This window comes from Chryseobacterium lactis (assembly GCF_003815875.1).
GTDB lineage: Bacteria > Bacteroidota > Bacteroidia > Flavobacteriales > Weeksellaceae > Chryseobacterium > Chryseobacterium lactis.
Map to the genome: position 1 here is coordinate 1,141,777 of NZ_CP033924.1, position 21,604 is coordinate 1,163,380.

Annotated in this window: 19 protein-coding genes; 9 read left to right on the forward strand and 10 right to left on the reverse strand. The window is 36.5% G+C overall.

Annotation, left to right across the window (positions count from 1 at the left end; all coding sequences use genetic code 11):
* Positions 1–18 precede the first annotated feature (18 nt).
* The 7 genes from EG342_RS04925 to EG342_RS04955 all read left to right on the forward strand — a co-directional run bounded on the left by EG342_RS04925 (position 19) and on the right by EG342_RS04955 (position 7,961).
* Complete coding sequence (locus tag EG342_RS04925) at positions 19–996, forward strand: cell division protein FtsQ/DivIB (protein WP_103288652.1); 978 nt, start codon at positions 19–21, stop codon at positions 994–996.
* An 84-nt stretch (positions 997–1,080) separates the two neighbouring features.
* Positions 1,081–2,463, forward strand: coding sequence for a cell division protein FtsA (ftsA, locus tag EG342_RS04930; RefSeq protein ID WP_103288653.1), 1,383 nt, complete (start codon positions 1,081–1,083; stop codon positions 2,461–2,463).
* A gap of 91 nt (positions 2,464–2,554) precedes the next feature.
* Positions 2,555–4,462, forward strand: coding sequence for a cell division protein FtsZ (gene ftsZ / locus EG342_RS04935; protein WP_103288654.1), 1,908 nt, complete (start codon positions 2,555–2,557; stop codon positions 4,460–4,462).
* 8 nt (positions 4,463–4,470) lie between these two features.
* Entirely contained in the window at positions 4,471–5,043 is a 573-nt protein-coding gene (locus tag EG342_RS04940; protein WP_103288655.1) for a cysteine hydrolase family protein, read from the forward strand.
* A 13-nt stretch (positions 5,044–5,056) separates the two neighbouring features.
* A complete protein-coding gene (locus EG342_RS04945; protein WP_103288656.1) occupies positions 5,057–5,503 on the forward strand; it encodes a GatB/YqeY domain-containing protein in 447 nt (148 codons plus the stop codon).
* 428 nt (positions 5,504–5,931) lie between these two features.
* Positions 5,932–6,342 carry a BrxA/BrxB family bacilliredoxin gene (locus EG342_RS04950; protein ID WP_027372869.1) on the forward strand — a complete coding sequence of 137 codons (411 nt, stop codon included), beginning with the start codon at positions 5,932–5,934 and terminating at the stop codon, positions 6,340–6,342.
* A gap of 104 nt (positions 6,343–6,446) precedes the next feature.
* Positions 6,447–7,961 (forward strand): GH3 auxin-responsive promoter family protein, encoded by a 1,515-nt coding sequence (locus EG342_RS04955; protein WP_103288657.1) that lies wholly within the window; start codon positions 6,447–6,449, stop codon positions 7,959–7,961.
* A 98-nt stretch (positions 7,962–8,059) separates the two neighbouring features.
* Here the strand turns inward: EG342_RS04955 and EG342_RS04960 are convergent, their stop codons facing one another.
* The 10 genes from EG342_RS04960 to EG342_RS05005 form a co-directional block, all read right to left on the reverse strand.
* Complete coding sequence (locus EG342_RS04960) at positions 8,060–8,506, reverse strand: hypothetical protein (protein ID WP_103288658.1); 447 nt, start codon at positions 8,504–8,506, stop codon at positions 8,060–8,062.
* A 28-nt stretch (positions 8,507–8,534) separates the two neighbouring features.
* The gene (locus EG342_RS04965; RefSeq protein WP_103288659.1) at positions 8,535–8,897 is read right to left on the reverse strand and encodes a hypothetical protein; all 363 of its coding nucleotides are present in this window, start codon (positions 8,895–8,897) and stop codon (positions 8,535–8,537) included.
* 4 nt (positions 8,898–8,901) lie between these two features.
* Positions 8,902–9,873, reverse strand: coding sequence for an endonuclease/exonuclease/phosphatase family protein (locus EG342_RS04970; RefSeq protein ID WP_103288660.1), 972 nt, complete (start codon positions 9,871–9,873; stop codon positions 8,902–8,904).
* Between the two features lie 74 nt (positions 9,874–9,947).
* Entirely contained in the window at positions 9,948–10,937 is a 990-nt protein-coding gene (locus tag EG342_RS04975) for an endonuclease/exonuclease/phosphatase family protein (protein WP_103288661.1), read from the reverse strand.
* A 9-nt stretch (positions 10,938–10,946) separates the two neighbouring features.
* Positions 10,947–11,675: a rhomboid family intramembrane serine protease gene (locus EG342_RS04980; protein WP_103288662.1), complete on the reverse strand. Its 729-nt coding sequence runs from the start codon at positions 11,673–11,675 to the stop codon at positions 10,947–10,949.
* 5 nt (positions 11,676–11,680) lie between these two features.
* On the reverse strand, positions 11,681–13,468 hold the full coding sequence (gene mutL, locus EG342_RS04985) for a DNA mismatch repair endonuclease MutL (RefSeq protein ID WP_103288663.1): 1,788 nt from the start codon (positions 13,466–13,468) through the stop codon (positions 11,681–11,683).
* A gap of 286 nt (positions 13,469–13,754) precedes the next feature.
* Positions 13,755–14,582, reverse strand: a complete 828-nt coding sequence (locus EG342_RS04990; RefSeq protein ID WP_103288664.1) for a YoaK family protein — start codon at positions 14,580–14,582, stop codon at positions 13,755–13,757.
* Positions 14,583–14,611: 29 nt separating this feature from the next.
* Positions 14,612–15,106, reverse strand: coding sequence for a hypothetical protein (locus tag EG342_RS04995; protein WP_103288665.1), 495 nt, complete (start codon positions 15,104–15,106; stop codon positions 14,612–14,614).
* 241 nt (positions 15,107–15,347) lie between these two features.
* Positions 15,348–16,748 (reverse strand): sensor histidine kinase, encoded by a 1,401-nt coding sequence (locus tag EG342_RS05000; RefSeq protein ID WP_103288666.1) that lies wholly within the window; start codon positions 16,746–16,748, stop codon positions 15,348–15,350.
* Between the two features lie 3 nt (positions 16,749–16,751).
* Complete coding sequence (locus tag EG342_RS05005; RefSeq protein ID WP_103288667.1) at positions 16,752–17,459, reverse strand: response regulator transcription factor; 708 nt, start codon at positions 17,457–17,459, stop codon at positions 16,752–16,754.
* Positions 17,460–17,665: 206 nt separating this feature from the next.
* Between EG342_RS05005 and EG342_RS05010 the strand changes: the two genes are divergently transcribed.
* The gene (locus EG342_RS05010; RefSeq protein ID WP_103288668.1) at positions 17,666–18,235 is read left to right on the forward strand and encodes a helix-turn-helix domain-containing protein; all 570 of its coding nucleotides are present in this window, start codon (positions 17,666–17,668) and stop codon (positions 18,233–18,235) included.
* 537 nt (positions 18,236–18,772) lie between these two features.
* Positions 18,773–21,598 (forward strand): TonB-dependent receptor, encoded by a 2,826-nt coding sequence (locus EG342_RS05015; RefSeq protein ID WP_103288669.1) that lies wholly within the window; start codon positions 18,773–18,775, stop codon positions 21,596–21,598.
* Positions 21,599–21,604 lie beyond the last annotated feature (6 nt).

The window sequence follows — 21,604 nt, forward strand, 5'->3', positions numbered from 1 at the left end:
TTTAGCGTTAAAGAAAAAATGAAAAATAAATACAGAATATTAAAAATTGTCGTTACCGTAATCATCCTTGGATTGTTACTGAGTTTCTCATTGAAGAGATTCGGGCATCAGCAGATTACGGACAATAAAATTTCTGTAAAAATGAATGAAAAAACTCCGGTTTATTTTGTTGATGAAAAGGATATCCGGGAAATTGTAAAAAAAGAGAATCCTTCAGGTAAAGTAGGTGATCTTAACATCCCCGCTTTAGAAAAGAGAATCAATACTCTTCCTGCTGTTGATAGTGCCAATGTCTATCTGAACCTCAATGGAAAACTAAATCTGGATATCAAACAGAGAGTTCCGGTTTTCAGGCTTAATAAGGACGGAAAAGACTTTTATGTAGATGAAAAAGGTATTGAATTTCCTATTTCAAGAACCTATTCACATCCTTGTATGCTGGTAACAGGAAATGTACAACCTGATGAATATGAGAAACTGGCAGAACTCGTCGGAAAAATCGATAAAGACGATTTCAGTAAAAAATTCTTTATTGGAATCTCAAAAAATAAAGACAGCTATAATCTCCTCACCAGCGAAGGAAACTACAGAGTAGAGATCGGGGATTTAGATAATATTGATTTTAAAGTAAGAGGATTTAAAACCTTTGTAGAGAAATACCTGGTCTATCAGGATCCTCAAAAATATAACATGGTTTCCGTGAAATATCAGAATCAGATTGTCACCACCCTGAATCCTTACTTCAAGGAAAACGACAGCCTTTTGAAAGCCGGGAAACTAGAATTGGCAAGAGCTCCGTCTCCGGCAGCAATGGCGAAAAAAACGGAAACCAAGCCAAAGGTTACAGAAGCGAAGAAAACAAATTCAACTTCCATAAAACCGAAAGAGAATACAAAACCAAAAACACACTCAAAAGAGGCAAAGAAAAAAGAAAAAAAATCCCCGGCGCCGGCACAGTCCAAGCCAAAGCCGAAACCAAAGGTGAAAATAGAATAAAAAAGAGTCCGAAGGGACGATTTAACACAAAATAGGACAAAGTCCTACCATGGAAAAAGTAGAAAAAATCAAATCGATATAAAAATGGAAAATCAAGAGTATTCAGTAGGTCTGGACATCGGGACAACAAAGATAGTCGCGATTGTCGGAAGAAGGAATGCACACGGGAAAATAGAAGTTCTCGGTGTAGGCAAAGCTAAAAGTCTTGGTGTTCATAAAGGTATTGTGAATAATATTTCACAAACTATTAATTCAATCAAGGCTGCAGTATCCGAAGCACAATCCAGTGCTGGGGTTCCTATCCGCAAAGTTACGGTAGGTATTGCAGGAAAACACATTCGTTCTCTGCAGCACTCCGATTATATTATGCGTGAACATCCTGATAAATTTATTACAGATGATGACATTGAAGCATTAAAAGATCAGGTAAAAAAACTGGTTATGCTTCCTGGAGAAGAAATTATACATGTACTTCCACAAGAATACAAAGTGGATTCCGAGGGTGAAATTCAGGAACCTGTAGGAATGCACGGAAAGCGCTTAGAAGCTAACTTCCACGTTGTAGTCGGGCAAATGGGAAGCATCCGAAATATTGCAAGATGCGTTCGCGAAGCTGGGTTAGAAATGGAAGCGCTGACCTTAGAGCCTTTGGCCTCTTCAGAAGCGGTACTTACCAAAGAAGAAAAAGAAGCAGGAGTAGCTATTGTAGATATTGGTGGTGGTACTACCGATATTGCGATCTTTAAAGACAATATCATCCGTCATACCTGTGTAATCCCTTACGGAGGTGGAATTATAACGGAAGATATCAAAGAAGGCTGTTCAATTATTGAAAAACATGCAGAACAACTGAAAGTAAAATTTGGTTCGGCTGTTCCAGAATTGGAAAAAGACAGTACTTTTGTAACAATTCCGGGGCTTCACGGCAGACCAGATAAAGAAATTTCTTTAAAAACTTTAGCACAGATCATCAATGCCAGAGTAGAAGAAGTGCTTGAAATGGTAAATACCGAGTTAAAAGCCTACGGAGCGTTTGAACAAAAGAAAAAACTGATCGCAGGAATTGTTCTGACGGGTGGTGGTTCAAACCTGAAGCATCTTCGTCAGCTGGCTAATTATACAACAGGTTTTGACAGCAGAATCGGTTTTGCGAATGAATATATCGCCAATGACAAAAACCAGTATCTGAAAGGTCCTGAATTTGCTACCTCTATCGGATTACTGATGGAGAGTTTAAAAATCAGAGACAAAAAGCAAAATGCTGATGATATAATGGAAATGGTAGTTGAACAGACTAAGCCTGAAGTAACTGTTACACAGACTGAAAACATTCAACCTTCACAACAGGCGACTCCTGTACAGGAACAACCCGTGATGAGCCAGCAGCAAGAGAACAGAAGAGCGAAGTTGACCTTTGGCCAGTCGCTTATGGAAAAAGTAAAAAAATTCTTTGAAGAAGTAGAATAAATTATAAATGATGTATGATAAGCGATAAACGATTTTTTCCTTATCAATTATCATCAATCAATTATCAATTATAATTATAAAAAGTATAGTTATGGAAAATATAGGTACACAAGGATTTTCATTTGATTTGCCAAAAGGAAATTCATCCATCATAAAAGTAATCGGTGTAGGGGGCGGTGGAAACAACGCTCTAAAGCACATGTACGAAAAAGGGATCCACGGAGTTGATTTCGTGATTTGTAATACAGATGCTCAAACTTTAGATAATAACCCTGTTGCCAACAAAGTTCAATTGGGAACTTCTATCACAGAAGGTCTTGGTGCTGGTGCTGACCCTGAAGTGGGTGAAAAATCAGCTATTGAAAGTATTGAAGACATCAAAGCAGCGATGGGACAGAACACAAAAATGGTGTTCATCACTGCCGGAATGGGCGGTGGTACCGGTACCGGAGCAGCCCCTGTTATTGCTAAAGTAGCAAAAGACATGGGAATCTTAACGGTAGGTATTGTTACCGTTCCTTTTAGCTTTGAAGGAAAAAGAAGACTTGATCAGGCCGAAAACGGTCTTGAAAAATTAAAAAATAACGTTGATTCACTTATTGTTATCAATAACGATAAACTGAGACAGCAGTTTGGAAACCTTGGGTTCAAACAAGGATTCTCAAAAGCAGATGAAGTTTTAGCCAATGCCGCAAAAGGAATGGCAGAAGTTATTACAGGTTATTTTGATGTAAACATTGACTTTAGAGATGCTAAATCTGTGCTTCAAAACTCCGGGACAGCTCTTATGTCCACAGGTACGGCTTCAGGTGAAAATAAAGCCGAAGAAGCAGTAAGAAAAGCTCTTGATTCTCCATTGTTAAATGATAATAAGATTACAGGTGCTAAAAATGTACTGTTGTTGATCAGAAGTGGTGCGGAAGAAGTAACGATGGACGAGATCGGTATCATCATGGATCATATCCAGAAAGAAGCCGGTAATACCGCAGATATTATCTTCGGAGTAGGTGCTGATGAAGAATTAGGAGATGCAGTAAGCGTTCTTGTAATTGCTACAGGATTCTCTAATGATAACAAGAAGTTTTCAGGTCCTACCGAAAAAATCAGAATCAGTCTTAACGATAGTTTTGATGCTCAAAAATCTTCTCCTTTCAAAACAAGAGAAGAAAGAGAAGCTACTCCTGAAGCAACCCATGATTTCGGAGGAAAAAACATGTTCAGATTAGATGACGAGGATCATGATGCTCCTTTCAATATGTCGTCTACTGAAAAAAAAATGATTATTGAAGAAGAGTATATCAAAAAAGAAATAAAATTCTTTGATAATGAAGATGATGCCTTAAATTCTCCTGAACAAGCCTGGAGAAATGAAGAAGAAGGAGATCAGGAATTCAGTTTATTCTCTATTGATGAAGAAAATGAAGATCCAAATGATCTGGAAATTCAATCTTTCTCATTTGATTTTGAAAATAAAAAAGAAGAACCTCAATCCGGAACTTCTTTTAACAACTCTTTTTCAGATGAAAAACCTGTTGAATTCAGCTTTTTTGTAAACGAGCCGGTAAGAAATGAGCCTAAGACAGATTTTGGCCAGCCTAAAGCAGAGTTTAATGCCCCGGCAAGTGCTGTAGCTGAACCTGCTCAAAAGATAGAAACATTCTATCAAAAAGAAGAGCCAAAGGCAGAAACAAAACCCGCTTTTGAAAACAAAAAAGAAATTGAAACTCCAAAAACTGAAGAATCAGAATTCACTTTTGTGAATAAAACGGTAGATCAGGAAAGAGTTATAGAAAGAAGAAATAAATTAAAAGAATTCAACTCACGTTATCAAAGTTTTGACAGCACTAGTGAATTCGAATCTATTCCTGCTTTCAAAAGAAAAAATATCTCTATCGACGGAAACAATGCCTCAGACCAGAATATTAACACATATCTGTCTGACAACAACGGATCTATGCAGATCAGAGAAAACAGATTTTTAAATAAAGATGTTGATTAATTAAAACAATGGGAACTTTAAGCACAAATACAGCATTAATTATTGTTGATATTCAAAAGGGATTTAATGACTTAGCGTACTGGGGAGGAAATAGAAATAATCCAAATGCCGAAGAAAATGCAAAAGCTATTCTGGAAAAATTCCGACAATTAAAGTTACCCATATTTTTTATTCAGCATTGTTCGCAAAATCCAGATTCTATTTTGCATGAAAGCAATGCAGGAAATGAGTTAAAAGATGGATTTGCTCCTTTAGAACATGAATATCTTATTAAGAAAAGTGTCAATAGCAGCTTCATTGGTACTGATTTAAAAGATCTTCTGGACAAATTATCGATTAAAAACACTGTAATTGTCGGTATTACTACAGAACATTGTGTAAGCACAACAACAAGAATGTCGGGCAATTTTGGCTACAATACCTATGTTATAGAAGATGCATGTGCAACATTCGATAAATTAGGTATTGATGGAAAAAAATACAGCGCACAGGAAATCCATATGATGGAATTATCCTGTTTAAATAATGAATTTGCAAAAGTTTTAACAACCAATGAGTTAAATCCTTTGCTTGAACAATAAGACTAAAATTAATATGTCACTAGAAAATATAATAAGTGAAGCAATAAAAACAGCCATGAGAGAAAAAGACAGAGTAGCTCTGGATTCTCTTCGTGCAGTAAAATCTCAAATCCTTCTTTTAAAAACTGAGGCAAGAGGTGCTGAAGTTTCTGAGGAACAGGAAATTGCCATTCTGCAGAGAATGATTAAACAACGTAAAGACTCTTTCGAACAGTTTACTGCTCAGGGCAGACAAGACCTTGCAGAAGTAGAAGATGCTCAGATGAAGGTCATTGAGAAATTTTTACCAAAGCAACTTTCTGCAGAAGAATTAGAAGCAGAAATTAAAAACATTATTTCAGAAACCGGAGCCGAATCTATTAAAGATTTAGGCAAGGTAATGGGAGCTGCTTCAAAAGCATTAGCCGGAAAATCAGATGGAAAAAGCATCTCTGAGACGGCCAAAAAACTTCTGTCTTAATTGACAGATTCAGTTGATTGATATAATCAACTATTTTATTAGGATATTCAACCTTTGCATATCGATTTGATTAAAGAAGCCCGGGACTTTTCAGTTCCGGGCTTCATTTTTTTAAATATTCAAATTTGTTATTCAGTTTATACAAAACTGTAAAAAAGAGTTGATTTACTATCATATTTCAGACAGTATTAAAAAAGGTGATTGCTTGAGGGAAAGCATTAAATGTTTTTTTCATGGTCATCGTTTTTCAGAATCATTTCAAATTTAACAATTATATTTTATTATTCCTAGCATTAATTCACTTTTTTTTGAATATAGTTGCAATATTAACATTCAGTTAATTTTATATGACTAAACTATTGATAGTTATTATATATTGAACAAACGCAAAGAATTCCTTAACTTTGTAGGGATAAAAAACAAAATATATGTATCCAACAGATTTGGTAATGCCCATGAAGGCAGAACTTACAGATAAAGGTTTCCAGGATTTAACGACACCTGCGCAGGTGGAAGATGCTTTGAAGCAATCGGGAACTACATTATTAGTAATCAATTCCGTATGTGGTTGTGCAGCAGGAGCTGCAAGACCTGGAGTTGTTTACTCTTTAACAGGAGATAAAAAACCTGATCATTTAACAACAGTTTTCGCTGGATTTGATACAGAGGCAGTAGTAGAAGCAAGAAAACACCTTGCTCCATTCCCTCCAAGCTCTCCATGTGTTGCTCTTTTCAAAGATGGAGAATTGGTTCATATGCTGGAAAGACATCACATTGAAGGAAATCCTGCAGGTGCTATTGCAGCAAACCTACAGGCTGCTTATGATGAATATTGCTAGAAACAATACACTACATAACAAACCGTTACAGATTTTGTAACGGTTTTTTTATTTAACTCCATAAAAAATTCTCTGAAAATTCAAATATCATTATATTTGTTGAAATGGCAACCAAAGCACTTTTCAATACCGTCGTCAATTGGTTTATCCGTCAAAGGATAGATCAGATACAGAATTTCATGGATCATCCTATTGAAACACAGAAGGGTATATTATTCTCCCAACTGTTTCATGCCGAGGATACGGAATATGGTAAATTACACGGATTCAATTCTATTTCAAGCTACCAGGACTTTAAAAATAAGGTTCCCATAGTCACTTATGAAGATTTTGAACCTTATATTGAAAAAGCAAGGCAAGGTTACAAGGATGTAAGCTGGCCGGGACTTATTAAACATTTTGCCAAATCATCGGGAACCACTAATGCGAAGAGCAAATTTATTCCTATTTCCACTGAAAGTCTTGAGTACTGTCATATGAAGGCTGGAAAAGACATGGTTTCCATCTACGCTAATAACCATCCGGAAAATCAGCTCTTTAATTATAAAAACTTACGTTTAGGAGGAAGTTCTGAGCTGTATGCAGACTTTAATACAAAATTTGGCGATTTATCGGCTATTTTAATTGATAATCTTCCATTTTGGGTAGAAATCACCACAACTCCGAGCAAGAAAGTGTCCCTGATGGGAGAATGGGAAAGCAAACTAAGAGCCATCACCTCCGAAGTTAAAAATGAGGATGTTGGAAGTATCCTTGGAGTACCAAGCTGGATGCTCGTTCTTTTACAAAGAGTATTAAAGGAAACCAACATTGGTAGTGTGTCTGAACTTTGGCCTAATTTAGAGGTCTTTTTTCACGGTGGAATAAGTTTTAAGCCCTATCGGGAGCAATTCAGGCAGATCATCGGAAAAAACATCAATTACTACGAAATTTACAATGCATCTGAAGGCTTCTTCGGAATACAGGACAGATCCAATAGTGACGAAATGCTTTTAATGCTTGATTATGGAATCTTCTATGAATTCATCCCGATGGATCAGTTCCATTTTTCAAATCCAAAAGTAGTAAGCCTGGAAGACGTCGAGATAGGAAAAAACTATGCGATGGTGATTACGACCAACGGAGGCTTGTGGAGATATTTAATTGGTGATACGGTCGTATTTACCTCTACGAATCCTTTCAGGATAAAAATAACAGGGCGAACCAAACATTATATCAATGCTTTCGGAGAGGAACTGATGATTACTAATGTAGAATCTGCTCTTTCTAAAGCCTGTGATCTTACAGGAGCCTGCATTACAGACTTTACCGGAGCTCCGGTATTTATGAAAGAAAATGAAGGGGGAGCCCACGAATGGATCTTTGAATTCAGCCAGCACCCGAACAGCCTGGAAAGTTTCATTGATATTTTTGATCAGCATCTGAAGACGATCAATTCAGACTATGAAGCGAAAAGATATAATAATATAACACTTAAAAGGCCTATTGTTCATATTGCAAAAAACAACCTCTTTTATCATTGGCTTGAATCAAAAGGGAAACTGGGAGGCCAGAATAAAGTTCCGAGATTAAGCAATGACAGAGAGTATATAGACCCACTACTGGAACTTAATAAATAATAGAAAGAAAGCGAGAGGCTTGCTCCAAATAAGGGAGAAACTTCCAGCTTCCAACTATAAAAAAGAAACCGCAGCTGAATTCAACTGCGGTTTTCTTTTTATTTGCTTAAATCTTCTTTTAATTTCTTGGCAGCATCTTCTACTTTTGCTGCTCCTTTCCTGGCAGCGTCTTTAGCATCTTTTCCTGCTTCCTGAGCTCCGGACTTAATATCCTTCCCTACTTTGTTAGCTTCTGTTTTGATATTCTGTCCCGCCTTGTTAAGGTCTTGTTTTGTTTTATCTGCAGTGGCATCAATTTTATCTTTTGCCTTTTGCGCTGCATCATCAATCTTGTCTCCGGCCTTATCTAACTTTGCGTTGACATCTTGTTTAGCCTGGTTCACTTTTGCAGAATCTACAACGTGAGGAGAGCTTTCAGTAACCGTGGTGGTTGTAGTGGTTACCGATCCATCAGCTCCTTCTACCTGTTCTGTCTTTGTCGTCGATTTTGTGCATGCTACAGCGAATACTGAAATCGCTACAGCTGCTAAGATTTGTTTTTTCATATTTTATATTTTTTAAAAATGTTTTGGATTATTCTGTTTTGGGCACATTGGCCGCGGGTGTTTCTGAAGTTTTAGCCTTCTTTTCAGATTCCGTTTTTTTCTTTTCTTCGTCCAGTTTCTTTTTATTTTCCTTTTCCAGCTCTTCTTTCAGCTTTTTCTCTTCTTCCTGAGCTTTTTTAGCTTGTTTTACAGAGTCAAGAAATTGTGGAGAAGACATTCTGATCTTACGTGCTATATCCACTGAAACAGCTCCTGTAGAAAAAGAATCGACAGCAGTTGTATCATAGTGAATCTTAACATCCTGTTCTGCACTAAAACCGGCAGATTCTTTTTTAGAACAGGCAGTACACAGAAGGGTTAAAATAAAAACCGCGAAGAGTAAATTTTTCATGGAACTAATTTAACAGAAATTCTGCAATTACAGGATAGTGATCCGATAATTCTACAGAATTGTCAACTTTATAGCTCAAAGGAATAATTGATTTTGAGGTAAAAATATAATCAATTCGTAAAGGAACCTTATAGTCATGGAAACTACTTGCACTTCCCCTTCCGGCTACTAAAAATGCATCCTGAAGGTTTTTACCCAAATTATAGTACTCATATGAATTGGGTACAGAATTAAAGTCTCCGGCAAGAATGACAGGATACGGGGACATATCAATTATATTTCTTATTTTTTTTACCTGATCTTCATGAGCCTGGAAGGTAGGAATCATATGGGAAAGCAAAGTCGATAAATTCCCTATTCCAAAAGCATCCAGTTTTGTAAACATGGTTTTATGAAGTCTGAAAGGCTCCAGATACACATTTACAATTCTGATAATTTTCCCATTGATATCTACATCGGCAAAGAAGGAATTACCTCGTGCATTGTCCTCAATAATTTCCGCCTGTCTTATAATTTTATGCTTGGTTTTAAGAATTACTGAAGGATACTTTACCAAATCATGTTTGATTGCACGGTTGGTATCTTTTTCCTGAACCAAAATAATATCTGGATCTTGTTCTTTAATATACCCTTTTATCTTATCCCATCCATATTCCCCATACTTTACATTAAAAGTTAACACTTTAATATCACGGATTGTTTTAAGATTTTCTGTTTTGGGTGAAAAATTAACCCATCTTCTTATCGGATTGTAAAAAATAAGTGTACCCAGTGCGAAAGCGATTGCTACTTTTTTCTTTTTAAAAATCCATACCAGTGTTAGAATGATGTGTGTCAGTATCAGATATGGGAAACCTAGAGAAAGCAGATTAAGATTCCCTAAAATATTAGGTGGAATCCATGCATTCCCCAATGTGCACAGCAATAAAACAGCAACAACGATATGTATAAATAGTAATATCTGATTCGACTTCATGAAAAAACGGTCTTGGTACGGAGTTTTTTAAGCAAAAACCCTACCAAGCAGTCAAATTTTAACTATTTTTATGATTATTTAGGTTCTACGGAGAATTCTGCAACAACAGGATAATGATCTGAAAGACTGACAGAACGGTCAACCACATAGGAAACCGGGCGTACAGATTTAGAAGAAAAAATATAATCTATTCTTATGGGAAATTTATAATCATGAAAACTGGTTGCACTTCCTTTTCCGGTACTTAAAAATGCATCTTCAAGTCCTTCAGACAAATGATAGTATTCATAAGAATTAGGAACAGAATTAAAATCTCCGCCTAAAATCACCGGATAAGGCGAATTTTCTACCGCTTCCCGCAAAAAACCAATTTGTTCCTGATGTTTTTTAAAGGTGGGAATAAGCTTTTTGATAACGTCTTTCACTTTCTGCTCATTGGCATCAGAATTTCCGTTAAGCTTTACCATTTCTTTTTCAAAACGAAACGGATGAAGATATACATCAATAAAACGGTAAACTCTACCTTTGATTTCTATATCGATTTGTACGCCGGGAATCCTTAGATCCTCATCCTGAGGCCTCAATACTTTCTGGCTGATAATTTTATGACGGGTCAGGACTGTAAAACCACCAAATGGATTTACTTTTTGATATCCTTCAATGTCATACCCTTTACCTTCTTCCTGTAAAAGAATCACATCAGCATTTTGAGATTGCAGAAAAGACTGAATTTTATCTCTTCCCAAACCACCCGATTTGGTATTTAAGGAAACCACCTTTATGTTGGGATTTCCCCTTTTATCTGTTGAATAATTGACCCATCGTTTTATCGGACTCAGGAAAATCAATCCGGCAAACATGAATACAAAAGCCCTTTTCTTCCAGCTAAAAACCCAGAAAAGCGTCAATATACAGTAAGTGATTATCAGTACCGGAAATCCCAGGGAAAGCAAATTAAACCACGGAAATATTTTAGGTGGAATATAGGCATTCAATAAAGTAGCCAGCAATAAAAATAAAATCCCAAGATGGGCTATGAAAACGATAAGTCGGAAAATCTTCACAAAATTGATTTAATTGAATCTGTACAAATGCTTTTTCCAAATTCGTGCCAACAGCCACCCCACTAAAGCTCCACCCACGTGAGCAAGGTGTGCAATTCCTCCTCCATTCCCTGAAACACCAAGATATACAGAAACAACAACAATGATCGGTAGCAGATATTTTACTTTTATAGGTACGGGAATAAACATAATTCCGATTTTAGAATCCGGATATAGTGTTGCAAAAGCTGCCACGACTCCAAAGATGGCTCCGGACGCTCCTACCATAGGAGTTGCTACAATATCTTTCAAGCTTCCTAAAAGCTCTTTTTGTCTAAGAACGGTATCTCCAGCTCCAGAAAACTCAACACTGGCTCCGGATAGGTAGGCACTTACATTAAATCCAAGTTGTTGCAATTCTGCTGAAATTTGCTGAACTTCTACAAAATTCCATAAGTTAAAAAGAAAAAAAGCACCCAAACCACTGGCAAAGTAAAGTATCAGATATTTTTTATCTCCCAGCGTTTGTTCCAGAATAGGTCCAAAGCTAAATAGGGTCAGCATATTAAATAAAATATGCATAATACTTCCATGCATAAACATGTGGGTAACAATCTGCCATGAATGGAAAAATGGTGAGAAGGGATAAAAGCCTGCAAGATAGCCAATCACCTGATTCCCCATTAAGGAAGTAACAATGTACACAATGACATTGATAATGATAATATTTCTGGTAATCGGCGGTATATTGTTAAACATATTTTTTAAAATTTGTTCTTAAAATCATTAAACGGAACTTCATAAAAGCATCTCTTTCCATCCGGTAAAAATTCCGGAAAGCCTAGTGCTGTAAAATCTTTGATGACTTGTTCCGCATCTTTTTTATAAATAAAATCAAATCTGGATTTCGACTGCATTTTACTCCATTGATTGTGGTAATACTGCATGAATTCATCTTCAGTCTTATATTCCAGAATCTCAAAAAGGTTCTCCAGAAACTTCATTGCCTGGGTTTCTTTGAGCCCTTCAGGCAGTGAATCTATTCTGAGTACACTTTCATGAGCAATTTTCATGTCAAACCCAAGTTCAGGAAGATATTTTTTAATAGAATTATATTTATTCTTTTCTATTTCATTCATATGATACTCGAGAGAGAAGAGTAACGCATGGCTGTTTGTATTTGATTTTCTGGTTGATTTATTACTTTCGGAAACCAATAACCTGTGCATTCTTCCGAGATCCAACATCAGGGTCACATCTCCTTTATTGAAAAGCCAATATCCGTTGGGAAGTCTCATCAGATCTTCATCAAAGTCTTCGTCTTCAAACAAATTGATTTTTGAAGGCTCCGCGGTAATATTCTGATGATACATTTCCGTAAGGTTCTGAATTTCTTCCGGGCGCACATTTCTTTCTTCCAAAAATGGATTGTAGTCTTTATCTACAATGATTTCAGGCATTTTTATAACACCGCTTCCCCCGCCGTTGCCTTTGCTGGGAATAGGTTTATTCATCATCTCATCCAGTTCGGGATCTCTGTCAAAATCAAGACTTGGAGAAACGTTATAAATCCCCAGAGATCTCTTAATTGTGGAACGAAGCAGAGCGAAAATAAGATGCTCATCTTCAAATTTCACTTCCGTTTTCTGTGGGTGGATATTAACGTCTATTTTGTCCGGATCAAGCTCTAAGAAAAGGAAAAATGAAGGTACATAACCCGGTTGAAGCAATCCTTCAAAAGCTTCCTGAACCGCTTTATTGAAATAAGGGCTTTTAAAATATCTTCCATTAACAAACAGGAATTGTTCACCTCTGGATTTTTTAGAGCCTTCAGGTTTAGCAACAAATCCGTGAAGTTTACACCAGATAATATCTTCTTTGATCGGAATTAAAAGCGGCTGCAATTTTCTTCCGAAAACATCTACTATACGCTGCATCTGACTTCCTTTTCTCAATCTGAAAACAGGTTCATCATCATGAAATAAAGAAAACTCCAACCCTTCATGAGCCAGTGCAACACGCTGAAATTCATCGATTACGTGCCTGAATTCTATATTATTATTTTTCAGAAATTTTCTTCTGGCAGGAACATTATAGAAAAGGTTTTTAACTAAAAAATTTGATCCTTCTGCAGTCTGAACCGGATCCTGAAACTGGAAAACTCCACCTTCAATATAGATATTGGTTCCTACAGAAGCGTCATTTTGTTTCGTTCTCAGCTCTACCTGCGAAACCGCAGCAATAGAAGCCAATGCTTCGCCACGGAATCCTTTTGTGGAGATCTTAAAGATATCTTCTGTTCCTCTGATCTTGGATGTAGCATGTCTTTCAAACGCCATTCGTGCATCTGTCTCAGACATTCCTTTTCCATCGTCAACCACCTGTATAAGGTTTTTTCCGGCATCTCTAACGATCAGTTCAATTTTCGTTGCCTCTGCATCTATAGCATTCTCCAAAAGTTCTTTTACGATGGATGCAGGCCGCTGCACCACCTCACCTGCTGCAATTTGGTTGGCTACATGATCCGGTAAAAGCTGAATAATATCTGACATAAAAACGTAAATCAACTTACAAAAATAGTTAATGAAAACGGGAATTAAAATACTAAAATCGTGATTTAATATTTAATTATCAACATTTTTCCATATTTATCCCCATTCGATTTTTTTAATGTTTGTAACGAAGGGCGTTAGCCGGTCTCTTCATTTAATTTGAAACCTTATGTCTGAATCAAATCTACACCTACTAAAGTCAGTATAAAAAACGCCCCTCTTTTACATCATAAAGAAGGGCGTTTACAGCTAGTTTATACAAAAAATTAATAGTGATATCTTTATTTTAATCTTCAAAGACAAGCTTTCTCTTCTTTTCTCTTTGAGGAATTCCATGGATCTTTTCATATAAGTAAGCCAGGACATTAGGCTTTCTGTAAATCCTGTTATACCTGTATTTAGTATTGAAATGTCTGATATGAATTTTATAAGCATCGTATCCGATGACAATCAAAAGACATACGCTGATCACATAAAACACCCTGAATTCCAGGTAGTAATATGTTAACCCTGAGAATACAGCTCCTAAAACATAGGCAAACATAATGCTCGATAGCAATTTCGCCCTTCCGATCAGCTCACCGTTTTTTCTATATTTTTTCTGGGTAAACATGGACACCAGAATTCCCAGGTCGGTTGTTGTTCCCGTAAGGTGAGTTGTCTTTACCGAGAAATTGGAGATACTTGCTGTTAATCCGTTTTGCAATCCTGTGGCAAAAAGCATTAATGCGACAAGATATTCTGTTTCTTCTAATGTTTTTTGGTAATAAAATTGTCCGTACACCCCTACAAAAAGAAGACATATGATTTCCAGCACAATCGGCATGGCGTGGGCGAAGTATTTACTTTTTTTATTAAAATTGATCACAATAAAGTTGGACAGGAAACTTCCGAAGAAGAATAAAAAGATCCATCCTCCTACTACAGCTACCTGTGCCCAGTTTGCTTTACTGATCTCTGCTGCCAAAATCGCATAATGTCCCGTTACGTTTGAGGTAAAGGAAAGAAATATCAATAGGGATGCTATATTTATAGTACCTGCTGTAAATGCAGTCAGCGTCCCCAACCTGATATTGTCTCCCAGTGTCCTGCTGTTACTATAATTTCTTAACATTTTTTCTTTTTTTAATTGTTCTTATTTTTTTAGACCTCCACAAAGATCTCCGCCAGTCTTCCTCTCTCCGGAAGTCTTTCCTGAACTTCAACTTTGATTTCTTTAGACTGCAGCTCTTTGCATTTTTTGATGTAAGGAATCAGATCAAATTTTCCTTTACCCTTACTTTTTATGGATGGAGAATAGTAAGCCTCTTCAATATTTTCTGACTCTACATATTGGTTAAATGTTCTTTGGAAACTTCCTGTGAAAACATCACAGATGATCTTATTAACCAGATGAGGGTATTTATTCTTAATGATCCCGTAGGCATCACAAAATTCCGCAGGTCTTATCTTATTGAAAACTGTGGTTTTGGTATTAAACAAAAGATCTCTGATAGAATCTCCAGAATCATATCCTGAAGTGAGAAGAATATTATATTGATTCTGATCTTCCGATGCGTCTTTTTCTTTTAATACTTTTTTTAATATGTTTAATGACTCAAGAGAGTAATCTGTTGCAATTAAAATTGTTTTAGCCATGTTCTTTATTATTTGTTTTGTGTTGATCTTTTTTGATGATACAAAACTAGAACGACCAAATTAGAAGCTCTTTGGAATGGAATTAAAATGTGATTAAAGAGATTAAAATGAGATTAGAAAATCGTTAAGAGGAATTAATATGGAGAATGAAAATAACAAATTGGCCACTGATGCAAGTCCATCAATGCTCTGTTATATAAAGTTTTAGAATAAAAAAGAGAAAAATATGCTTCGGGTGTTGCTACCCTTCCTGCTGCATACTATAAAAATTCGGGAAACGCATTTGTACGGTCGTACCCTGATTTTCGTGTGAGCTGACGATAAGTTCACCGTGATGCATTCTCACAATGTTTCTGGCAAGTGGAAGACCTATTCCGTACCCTTCGTAATTATTGGTATTGGAAGCTCTGAAGAACGGATCATAGATTTTGTTCATTTCCACTTTGGGAATTCCGATTCCGTTGTCTTTTACAATGATATAGACATCTGTATCTGTTGCTCCCAGGGAAACTTTAACCTGTTGAAAATTAGAATATTTACATCCATTACTGATGATATTGGCTACCGCAAGATGAAGTAATTGCTCATTGCCCTGCACCTTCAGTTTTTTAGGATTATCCGGAAGCATACTGATATCCAGATAGATATTATTTCTGGAATCAATCCTTCTCAATGTTTCGATGACATCCCACAGCAGCTGGTCAATTCTCACTTTATCCATTTTCTGGATTTTACCGTCAAATCCGGTTTGGGCGATCATAAGCAGCGCTTTGATCTTTTTATCCAGCTTTTCGGCTTCATTCAGGATAATTTCCAGTGTATCCTTATATTCTTCCGGAGTCCTGCTGATGGAAAGAGCTACATCCGCTTCTCCCATAATGGAAGTTAAAGGAGTTCTTAGCTCATGAGAAACATTTCCAATCAGGTGATTTTGGGTTTCAAAAGAAGTCTCAATACGATTGAGCATATCATTAAAGGTATCTACCAGCTCATTAAGTTCTTTATTATCCGGCTGGGATTCGAGTCTTAAGTGAAGATTTTCGGAACTGATTTCCTTTACTTTTCCGGTAATCTTTAAAATGGGTCTAAAGAGTGTTTTCGATAAATAAAAAGAAAATATCATACTAAAGAACAGTGAAAGTACAATACAGGTAAGCAATGTTCTTTTTAAAAACCCAAGGTAGTAAACCACATAATGATTTTTGGCAGAAGCTATTGCAATATAGTCTTTATCATCATATCTAAAGCTCTGCCCGATATAATAAAACTCCTTATCATTGTAATTAGATTCTCCTTGTTTGATGATGTTTTTAAAGAAATAATCTGGAATATGAACCTCCTGAGAAATTTTTTTAAAATTGGAATCCGTGGGAACCGCAAAGACATAATCTTTTTCCATCGGAAGTTCCTCGTCGTTCAGGCTGCTGAGAACGTAATTTTCGGGAAGATCAAGATGGTCCTTACTTTTTTCGATCTGTATAATGGTAGCGGTACGAATTTTTAACAGCTCATAAAACCTCTGATGTGAAAAATTAACGATAGAAAAGTAAACCAACCCACTGAACAACAGAATAATGGCAGTAAAAACCAACATTAAAAGCACCATCGTTTTGGTTTGATTTGTAATCACTTTATTAAACATCCATTAATTTTTTTTCAAAACATATCCCATTCCAATGACGGTATGAATCAGTTTATTATCATCCTGGCTGTCCAGTTTTTTTCTTAAATAATTGACATAAACATCTACCACATTGGTTCCCAGCTCATAATTGACTCCCCAAACTGCATCCAGGATTTCTGCTCTGGAGATCACTTTTTCAGGATTGTTAAGGAAGTACAGTAACAGTTTGTATTCGGTAGAGGTCAGGGTAATTTCCTCTCCTGCACGGGTCACCTTTTTTGTATAATCATTCACCATCAGATCTGAAAACTGAAATACATGTTCATTATCAGGCTCAGGTTCTATCGTTTCCTGCGGACCATTATTATTGCTTCTTCGCAACAGAGACTTTACACGGGCTACCAGTTCAATAAATTTGAAGGGCTTTACCAGATAATCATCACCGCCGCTTTCCAGGCCCAGTACAATATTTTCGGAAGTACCAAGCGCCGTTAAGAATAAAATAGGAACACTTTGATTGGTTTTTCTTATTTCCTTACAGACATCCAAACCATTCATTTCTGGTAACATAATATCTAAAATCACCAGATCAAAATCATTACCCTGAACCAACTGTACACCTGTACGTCCGTCAAAAGCAACAGAAACTTCATACCCGTTTTCCTGCAGTCCTTTTTTAATAAAAGACACCACACTGGTTTCGTCTTCGATAAGAATAATTTTTTTCATAAATGAAATAAGGAGTTTTACAAAAATAGGGAATTTTTTTTGGGAACTAAAGGATAATCATTGTCTTCTTCCTTTTCTTCCCTATTCTATCCCATACAATAATTTTCAGTGAATTGATTCTGCCCCTTGTATATCCTATATAGAATAATACTACCTTTGTCTTTCTACTCATGACGAAATATAATTGAGGTTAAATTGAATACAGCATGAATGACTTCTTAATAGGGATCGGTAAAAGATTAAAGGATATTAGAAAAAAAAATAATTTAACCATTAATGAGCTGGCTTTCAGAGCCAATGTAAGCAATGGTTTGGTTTCCCGGATTGAAAACGGGAGAACGATTCCTTCCCTTCCTGTTTTGCTTGATCTTATTCAGTCTCTGGAAATTGATGCCAGCTATTTCTTTGAAGGCGTGGAGAAAAAATCCAATGCAAAATTCATTTATGTTCCGAAAGACAATCAGCAGGTGATTGAAAAAGAAGTAGAAGCTGAAGGCTTTAAGTATATGCATATCTTCAGCAAAAGTCTGCATTCCTTAGGTTTTGAAGCGGTTTTGCTAACTCTTGAACCCAATTCTAAAAGAGAAAAGGTAATTACAGATGCCTGGGAATTCAAATACATCTTAAAAGGAGAAGTTAAATACGTTATTGACAATGAAGAAATTATTCTCAAAGAAGGTGATTCTTTATACTTCAACGGAAAATTTCCGCACGTGCCGGTGAGCATCAGCAACGAAAGCTGTGTCATGCTCGTTCTTTATTTTTATACGGCATAGCTCCGTCTTTTTTTTTCAATTTTTTATTAAAAGCTTATACCTGTAATGGAATCAACTTAATTGATTCTTCACTTAACCATGCATAATGACAGCAGTTTTTCATTGAGGCGGCTGTACTCTTTGTATCCTTATCAATATGACGTTTGGAAAATCACGCTTTGCCTCTAAATAATATCATTTTTATTCATTTACTTATACATCATTCTTCAGAATTTGATATTTAACCCAGCACGAAGTTTACAAATATGCAACTTTTGTTTTCCAATTTTCTCGTCACATGAACGAAATATTAATCAAAATACACCAGTTTTAGGCAAAATCCAAATCTTATAATGTAAAAGAAATATTTACAGAAAACGTTGAAACAGTGCGCTCAAATCCATATTAAGATCATTTTTAGAACCTGATGGAAACGGCTTTAAAAGTAAAATAAGCGTAACAAACAGCATGTATTTATTAATTAATACTTAACATAAAATATTTATATATATTAAAATTATTGGCTTGATTTGCATAAAAAATTTAATATATGTAAAAATGAAAACAAAATTAGAGAAATTACTTACCCTTGTTTTTGTCTGTTTCATCATTTTTGTTTCGGCGCAAAAACAGTTAATTATAGGAACTGTTCTTGACGACAGTCAGCCCCTCCCAGGAGCTACCATAAAAATAAAAGGTTTAACCAGAAATATAAGTACGGATATTGACGGGAAATTTGCCATCAATGATATCAAAGAAGGCCAATACATCTTACAAATCAGCTATATTGGTTATGAATCAAAAGAAATCCCTGTTGATTTAAAATTAGAAGAAACTTCAGATCTGGGAATTATTAAGCTTTCCCAGCCCCGCAAAAATATTGATGAAGTTATTGTCACCGGAACTTTAAAAAATACAGAGGCAAGGGCATTAAACCTTCAAAAAAATGCCATTAATATTACCAACGTTATTGCTTCAGACGGAATTGGAAAACTTCCGGACAGAAATGCTGCTGAAACTGTTCAGCGGGTACAGGGAGTTTCTATCGAAAGAGATCAGGGAGAAGGAAGATTTGTTTCTCTGCGCGGACTTCCTCCGTTCTGGGCATCGACCACGATCAATGGAAACAGGCTGCCCACCGCTGAAGAGGAAACCACCTCCAGAGCAACGGCCTTCGATTTCTTTCCTACAGACCTGATCTCTTACGTTCATGTAAATAAATCCTTCACTCCCGATATGGAAGCAGATGGAATCGGTGGCGGAGTGAATTTCATCACCAAGACGCCTCCGATGAAAACGGAATTCAAAGCAACGTTAGGAAGTGGTTACAACGCCAAGGCAGATAAAGGTGTTTACAACATCGGATTGCTGTACGGAGGAAGAACAAAGGATAAAAAATTCGGGTATCTATTCAATTTTGCGCACTTTATCAGAAACTGGTCTACCGATAATTTTGAAGCAAGAAGAAGCGGTGATGAAGGAGTATTCAGAATGGAACTTCGTGATTATAACGGGGTGAGGAAAACAACCGGAATCAATACAGCATTTGAATATGTACTTTCTCCCAAAAACACATTGTATATAAAAGGAATGTACGGAACTCTTTCTGATGATGAAACGCATTACAAACACAGAATCAGATTTGACAAATTCAGTGCAGCCAACAATACAGCCCGTGTAGAGCTTCAAAACATTCATAATTTGCTGATCACGCAACTTACTTCTGTTTCATTGGGAGGTGTTCATAATCTGGATAAAGGAAAAATTGACTGGGATCTGTCATATTACGATAACCAATTCAAATATGGAAATATCCCTGACAAACAGAATAATTCTTATTATGTGATTAAATACACTCAGTCAGGTGTAGGAATCAATCCGGATTATATTGCAGATCACGGAAATGGACCGAGAGCTTACTGGAAGGCAGACGGAGGGAAACTGGATTATAAAAATACAGATGCCTTGTTTGGATTCTACAGCGACCCAAATTTTAAGATGGACGCTTCTCAGATGAGATTTACAGATCTTGAATTCTATAAGGTTTTTGTGGAAGAAAAAGATAAAATAGTGGCGACTTTTAACCATGAAATCAATGTTTCTGATCGATTGACGTTGAAATATGGGATCAAATTCAGAGATAAGGAACGTAATGCAAGGTTTTCAGACATTTTTTACAACTGGAGCAACGGAACCGCTCCTCTTCTTTCTGATTATTCCCAATATATTACGACACAGCCCAACGGACCGAAATATTTAAGTGAAATGAATGCTCATATCGGAAATACTTTTGGGCCGGTACTTTCTACAACAGGGATGAATCAGTTTTGGTTCGAGAATCAGAGGAACTTGAAAATCAATACTACCGATTCGGAAGCCCTGGAATACAATAAAGCGTTGGGCAGAAACTTCGATGTTTTTGAAAAGCACGCCGATGCCTACGGAATGGGAACTTATAAGCTGAACGATCAGATTACGATCTTAGGAGGAATACGATTTTCCAATACAAATACGAAGGTAAAAGGCTATAATGTGTCGGATAATGTTCTTATTCCGGTGGAACATACTAAAAATTATCTGGCTGTACTTCCCATGCTTCATATAAAGTATGCCCTGGATGATAAAACGAATCTTCGTTTCGCCGCCACAAGAACTTTTTCAAGACCCAACTTTGGTGATCTGACTCCTGGCGGAACTTATATTGAAGCCGACAATGAATTTAAAGGAGGAAATCCGAATCTGAATCCTACCTATTCATTAAACTTTGACCTGATGGGGGAATATTATTTTTCCAATGTCGGGATTCTGAGTGGGGGTGTTTTCTATAAATCAATTACTGATCCTATTTTCCAGGATTCTTTTATCGGAACCTATAACGGAATGTCCGGAGTACAGTTTTCAGCACCGAATAACGGCAGCTCTGCATGGCTAGGAGGTATTGAACTGGGAATCAATAAAAGGTTTGACTTTCTTCCGGGATTCCTTCAATATTTTGGAGCACAGGTGAATGCTACATTTATGACTTCAGAAATGGAGAAACCAAGCGGAAGAAAAGTAGCTCTACCGTACCAGGCTAAAGAATTGTATAACGTTCAGCTTTTCTTTGAGAAAAAGGGCTTTAATGCAAGGCTTGCTTACAACTATAAAGGCAAATATGCTGTAGAATATGCCGAAGACGATATCAACGATACCTATTACGGAAAGTACAGCAGTCTTGACTTTGGAGGCTCCTATCAATTTACAAAGTATCTGAGCCTTTATGCAGATGTAAATAATATTCTGAACAAGCCTCTTATTTATCATTTTGGTAAAAATGAAGACCGTCCAGAGCAGGTAGAATACTATGGTGTACGATGCAATCTTGGAATAAAACTGAATTTCTAAAATAGT

Coding starts and splice junctions, on each gene's coding strand:
- EG342_RS04980 (WP_103288662.1), bottom strand. CDS start 11,675: ATGTTTAACAATATACCGCCGATTACCAGAAATATTATCATTATCAAT.
- EG342_RS05000 (WP_103288666.1), bottom strand. CDS start 16,748: ATGTTTAATAAAGTGATTACAAATCAAACCAAAACGATGGTGCTTTTA.
- EG342_RS04925 (WP_103288652.1), top strand. CDS start 19: ATGAAAAATAAATACAGAATATTAAAAATTGTCGTTACCGTAATCATC.
- EG342_RS05010 (WP_103288668.1), top strand. CDS start 17,666: ATGAATGACTTCTTAATAGGGATCGGTAAAAGATTAAAGGATATTAGA.
- EG342_RS04990 (WP_103288664.1), bottom strand. CDS start 14,582: ATGTTAAGAAATTATAGTAACAGCAGGACACTGGGAGACAATATCAGG.
- EG342_RS05015 (WP_103288669.1), top strand. CDS start 18,773: ATGAAAACAAAATTAGAGAAATTACTTACCCTTGTTTTTGTCTGTTTC.
- EG342_RS04995 (WP_103288665.1), bottom strand. CDS start 15,106: ATGGCTAAAACAATTTTAATTGCAACAGATTACTCTCTTGAGTCATTA.
- ftsA (WP_103288653.1), top strand. CDS start 1,081: ATGGAAAATCAAGAGTATTCAGTAGGTCTGGACATCGGGACAACAAAG.
- EG342_RS05005 (WP_103288667.1), bottom strand. CDS start 17,459: ATGAAAAAAATTATTCTTATCGAAGACGAAACCAGTGTGGTGTCTTTT.
- EG342_RS04970 (WP_103288660.1), bottom strand. CDS start 9,873: ATGAAGTCGAATCAGATATTACTATTTATACATATCGTTGTTGCTGTT.
- EG342_RS04955 (WP_103288657.1), top strand. CDS start 6,447: ATGGCAACCAAAGCACTTTTCAATACCGTCGTCAATTGGTTTATCCGT.
- EG342_RS04945 (WP_103288656.1), top strand. CDS start 5,057: ATGTCACTAGAAAATATAATAAGTGAAGCAATAAAAACAGCCATGAGA.
- EG342_RS04960 (WP_103288658.1), bottom strand. CDS start 8,506: ATGAAAAAACAAATCTTAGCAGCTGTAGCGATTTCAGTATTCGCTGTA.
- mutL (WP_103288663.1), bottom strand. CDS start 13,468: ATGTCAGATATTATTCAGCTTTTACCGGATCATGTAGCCAACCAAATT.
- ftsZ (WP_103288654.1), top strand. CDS start 2,555: ATGGAAAATATAGGTACACAAGGATTTTCATTTGATTTGCCAAAAGGA.
- EG342_RS04940 (WP_103288655.1), top strand. CDS start 4,471: ATGGGAACTTTAAGCACAAATACAGCATTAATTATTGTTGATATTCAA.
- EG342_RS04950 (WP_027372869.1), top strand. CDS start 5,932: ATGTATCCAACAGATTTGGTAATGCCCATGAAGGCAGAACTTACAGAT.
- EG342_RS04965 (WP_103288659.1), bottom strand. CDS start 8,897: ATGAAAAATTTACTCTTCGCGGTTTTTATTTTAACCCTTCTGTGTACT.